5 protein-coding genes are annotated in these 5,202 nt (G+C 31.5%); 1 reads left to right on the top strand and 4 read right to left on the bottom strand.

The window, feature by feature from the left end; all coding sequences use genetic code 11:
* Positions 1-197: 197 nt before the first annotated feature.
* Entirely contained in the window at positions 198-512 is a 315-nt protein-coding gene (locus SVN78_08275; protein MDY6821600.1) for a hypothetical protein, read from the bottom strand.
* A 147-nt stretch (positions 513-659) separates the two neighbouring features.
* Positions 660-2,123, bottom strand: a complete 1,464-nt coding sequence (locus tag SVN78_08270; GenBank protein ID MDY6821599.1) for an RtcB family protein — start codon at positions 2,121-2,123, stop codon at positions 660-662.
* A gap of 80 nt (positions 2,124-2,203) precedes the next feature.
* Here SVN78_08270 and SVN78_08265 point away from each other — a divergent pair, with 80 nt between their 5' ends.
* Positions 2,204-2,809, top strand: a complete 606-nt coding sequence (locus SVN78_08265) for a hypothetical protein (protein MDY6821598.1) — start codon at positions 2,204-2,206, stop codon at positions 2,807-2,809.
* Positions 2,810-2,826: 17 nt separating this feature from the next.
* Here SVN78_08265 and cydB read toward each other — a convergent pair whose 3' ends face one another.
* Entirely contained in the window at positions 2,827-3,864 is a 1,038-nt protein-coding gene (gene cydB / locus SVN78_08260) for a cytochrome d ubiquinol oxidase subunit II (GenBank protein ID MDY6821597.1), read from the bottom strand.
* Positions 3,865-3,879: 15 nt separating this feature from the next.
* On the bottom strand, positions 3,880-5,193 hold the full coding sequence (locus SVN78_08255; GenBank protein ID MDY6821596.1) for a cytochrome ubiquinol oxidase subunit I: 1,314 nt from the start codon (positions 5,191-5,193) through the stop codon (positions 3,880-3,882).
* Positions 5,194-5,202: the final 9 nt, after the last annotated feature.

Here is a 5,202-nt window from a genome sequence, read left to right as displayed (position 1 = left end):
TGTAACAATATATTGAATAACTTAATAATTAATAAACTAGCTCTAAAGTGACAAGCTAATTTTATAGTGGTATTCTTTTCTTATAGGGTTTCCATACTATTTTATGTATTTGTTTGTAGTAAAATATTTACACCTTACAATAGGGCATTTAATGATTTTAATGCTAAGGTCATCTAAATTCTACAATACTCAATTTATCAATAAAGTGGAAAACAATAAGAACAACCCTCTCCCATATTGCTTATACGAATTTTGTATAACTCACCCCAATTCGGATCATATACAATAAAGAAAGTATTGTTTGCCCCTATTGGAATAAATTCAGGTGGTAAGCCATAAGAGGGGATTTCATATATAGTATCTATGGGTACCTTGAAAAATTCACCACTTTGCATGTTGTACATTATTGCATATCTGTCGTTTACACCACCTCCTTGCATAGCAGGTGGTTGTGCAAAAGATAATGTTATAGTTAAAAATAAAATACCAACTATTATATAAGATATTCTCATAATATACCTCCAACGTTGCTCCTATGTATACTTTATTATATCAAATAATTGGCAAATAATCTTATTAAATAAACTTTAATCAAATTTTATGTTAATGAAATCAATATAACTATAATAGTTTTTATACTATTTATTATATTTTTAATATTATCCTTTTATTACAGCTAAAGGCTTTATCTTTACCACCTTTTTTGCAATATCTAGGTGGTCTACAACCTCTACAACCTCACTTACATCTTTGTAAGCATCTGGCATTTCTTCCTTGATTGTCTTTTTACCCTTGCCTATAACAATAATACCTTTTTGTCTTAACTCACCCACTATATCCCTATTTCTTGAATCATTTACTGCCCTTCGTCTACTTTTAACCCTACCTGCACCATGACATGCTGAATTAAAAGAGAGTTTAGAGGCACCAGCTGAGCCAACTAATATATAAGAATATCTACCCATATCGCCTGGTATTATTACAGGTTGACCAGTATTTTTGTATATTTCAGGTAGATCTTTGTGACCCATTGGTAAAGCCCTTGTTGCACCTTTACGATGAACTGCTAGTTGAAGATTTTTATTGTCAACCATATGGGTTTCAATCTTAACAATATTATGGGCTACATCATAGATAAGATTAGCTTTCAATTTATCAATTGATATGCCTAAAAATTCTGATATTGCATCTATAGCTAAAAACCCAAGGACTTCTCTGTTTGCCCATGCAAAATTTGCAGCTGCTGCCAATGCAGAAAGGTATCTTTTTGACTCCTCACTATAATATGGGGCGCATGCAAGTTGTTTATCTGGAACTTTAATATTATATTTTTTAATAGCATTATTAAAAACTTTTAAATAATCTGTACATATCTGATGGCCAAACCCTCTAGAACCAGAATGTATCAAAAGTGTTACCATCCCCTTTTCTAAAGACCATTTTTCTGCTATATCTTTCATATAAATTTCATCAATATATCCAATCTCCAAGAAATGGTTCCCACTGCCAAGGGTTCCCACTTGATCATAGCCCCTTTCATAAGCTCTATTTGATATATTTTTAGGGTCAAAACCAGATAATTTACCACCTGATTCAATTTTTTCCAAATCGGTTACATCACCATATCCTTTTTTTACTGCCCACAATGCACCATTTTCTAATACTTCATTAATTTCTTTCTTATTTAATCTAAATTCTCCACCCTCTCCAACACCGCATGGAACTTTTTTAAATAGATTTTTAGCTAATTCTTCTATTTTATCCTTAATTTCTTCTTTGTGTATAGCAAAGGTAGTTAGCCTGACCCCACAATTTATATCAAAACCAACACCACCTGGTGTTATAACACCAAAATTATTAATATCAGTTGCAACAACACCACCAATAGGCAAACCATATCCATAGTGGATATCTGGCATAGCAATTGAGGCATAGACTATACCTGGTAATGTTGCTGCATTTTTTACTTGCGTTAGGCTCCCTTCCTCTATAATACTTTTCAACATCCCCTCAGTAGCAAATACTATCCCCTTTACTCTCATGCCAAGGGAGTTATCTCTAGGAATTTCATAAATATAACCTGATATTTTCTTTAATTTCATATTTTCAACAACGTTACCCATATTTTTAAATTTATAAATAAATATTACTATTTCAACTATTTAAAAATAGCTTTTTATGTGTATAATATTCAATATCTAAGATGAAAATATATATCTTTTTATTATTAATACTTTTATCAATAGTTATAAGCCTTTTATATATATTTGGCTTCAAAAAAAATTATAAAAAAATAAAAAAAGTAGCCAATACCCTAGAAAATATTCTAAAACCAATTGATACAAAATATACTTGGTTAGGTGGAGTAATTGGTTTTAAGGCTAATTATAAATTAGAAGATTCCCTAGAAATTTTATTAAATTACGCAAATCTACCAAGACAAAGTATTCTATATTTGCCAATAGCATTGTTATTTGAAAGATATGATAGGTTAGAGTTAACAATGAAACTACCAAAAAATAGCAACATTAATTTATCAATCAAAGCCAAGCCTCTTATAGATAAACAAACAAAGAATAGTAAAAGATGGCAAAAAATAAAAAATAACAAAAACAAAATTATTTATTTCTACTTTAATACTACTAAGCAGGATATTGTAAATAATTTAATTGAATATACTGAAAGTGGCCTAAAAGAACTCACCATAGAAAATAATGAGTGCTATATTAACATTAATCTCAATAATTTCAAAAATATCTTTATTCTAAATAATATTATTAGTTTATTAAAAAACTATGGGAGGCTCTAAATAGCCTCCCATAGTAATTAATAAGCCTCTTCTTGGGCTTCAGTTATATCTTTTTCAGAAACTGGCTTACTAAATACTTTATAACACCAAATCTGATAGATTATAACAATGGGCACAAATATTGCTACTACAATTGTCATTACTCTTAATGTATATGTACTTGAAGAGGAATTATATATATTTAAACTAAAGGCTGGATCTATTGAAGAGGGTATCAAATTTGGATATAAGCCTATAACACCCGTAAAAACTATGGTTATTATTGTTAAACAAGAGGCGAAGAAAGAATAAGTATATGAACTATGCATAAATAATCTAATACATACTAGTGATATAACAGCCAAAAGAGGCACTATTAACATTATAGGTTTATTAAAATAGTTAGAATAAAGGTCTGTATAGAAATATGTGGCTATCAGAAATACCACAGCTAATACAAATAAAACAGACCAAAGGGTTTTAGTTAGATTTTTTGCCCTCTCTGATAGCTCATTTTCAGTCTTTATAGATAACCAAAGTGATCCATGTAGCAAAAATAGAAGTAGAAACAAAAGCCCAGTTATAAGTCCATAAGGATTAAGCAAGCTTAGCAAACTGCCATAATATCCATTATCATCAAAAGGTAATCCCATAAAAATATTACCAAAGGCAACACCAAATAGAAGTGCCGCAACAAAACTTGAAATAGTTATAATAGCATCCCAAGCGTTTCTCCAGGCATCACTATCAATCTTGCTTCTAAATTCAAAAGAAACCCCTCTAAAAATAAGAGCAAATAATATAATTAAAAGTGGGGTATACAGATAGCTAAACATATAGGCATAGGTTGTTGGAAAAGCTGCAAATGTAGCACCCCCTGCAGTTACAAGCCAAACCTCATTACCATCCCATACTGGTCCAAGGGTATTTATAATCATTCTCCTTTCTACATCGTTTTTTCCAAGAAATAAATGGAGTACACCACTTCCAAGATCGAAGCCATCTAACATAAAATAAACTGCCCATAATAACCCCCACAAAGCAAACCAAATGATTTGATATATTGTTGCATCCATAGTCATCCTCCTTCATTAAGTTAATTTTGGTCCTTCTTTTGAAAATCTAAACATTAAGTAAACCCCTATTAAACCAAGTGCACCATAAAATACAACAAAACCAGTAAGGGATAATATAACCTGTGAGGTAGAAACTGTTTTTGATACGGCATCTGAGGTCTTTAAAAGACCATAAACTATCCATGGTTGTCTCCCAAGTTCAGCAACTATCCAACCAAGCTGGGCAATAATGTATGGAATTGGTATAAAATATAAAAGTAATTTTAGAAATGCTCTTTTGTTTTCTACCACATCTTTCTTTATATAAATATAAGCCATAATCGTTAATAGGATAAATAAAACTCCAAAACCAACCATAAGTCTAAAACTAAAAAATATTGGCCAAACAGGAGGTCTTTCATCTTTTGGAAATTCTTTTAAACCTTTCACTACTCCATCTACTTTATGGGTTGCAAGAAGAGATAACATCTTAGGAATAGGTAGAATCTCAAAATAATTTCTCTCATTTTTTTCGTCAGGTAGTGCAAACATATAGATAGGGGCACCTGATTCAGTCTCCCAATGGGATTCCATTGCCGCTAATTTTGTTGGTTGCACCTTTGATACCTCATAAGCATGCCAGTCACCAACAAAAAACTGTAAGATAGTAACAATAACCCCAAAAAGTGCGGCCATTTTAAAAGATTTTTTAAAAAACTCTAAATTTGACTTTTTTAAGATATGATATGCTGAAACACCTAAAACAAAAAATGCTGCTATAGTATATCCAGACAATACAGTATGAATAAATTTTGTCCAGGCATAAGGTGAAAAAACAACGGCGGCAAAATCAATCATTTCTGCCCTACTATTTCTAAGGGTATAACCAACTGGATTTTGCATCCATGCATTGGCAATTAAAATCCAGAGGGCAGATAAATTAGAACCCAAGGCAACCATCCATATTGAAAAGAGATGCGCTTTCTTAGATAGTTTATCCCATCCAAAAATCCACATACCCAAAAATGTTGACTCTAGAAAAAAAGCAACAGTAGCCTCAATGGCAAGGGGCGCACCAAATATATCCCCAACAAATCTTGAATATTCAGCCCAATTCATGCCAAACTGGAATTCTAATGTGATACCTGTAACAACACCTATTGCAAAATTAGCTAAAAATATTTTACCCCAGAATTTTGCCATAGATTTATACATTTCATTACCAGTTTTTACATATATCGTCTCCATTATCGCAATTAGAATAATAAGTCCCAATGTTAGTGGAACAAAAAAGAAGTGGAATATTGTTGTCATTGCAAACTGCAATCTTGCAAGGGTCAATGCCTCCATACTATTACC

The organism is Deferribacterota bacterium (genome assembly GCA_034189185.1).
Taxonomy (GTDB): Bacteria; Chrysiogenota; Deferribacteres; order Deferribacterales; family UBA228; genus UBA228.
This window is presented reverse-complemented; position numbering and strand designations above follow the sequence as displayed.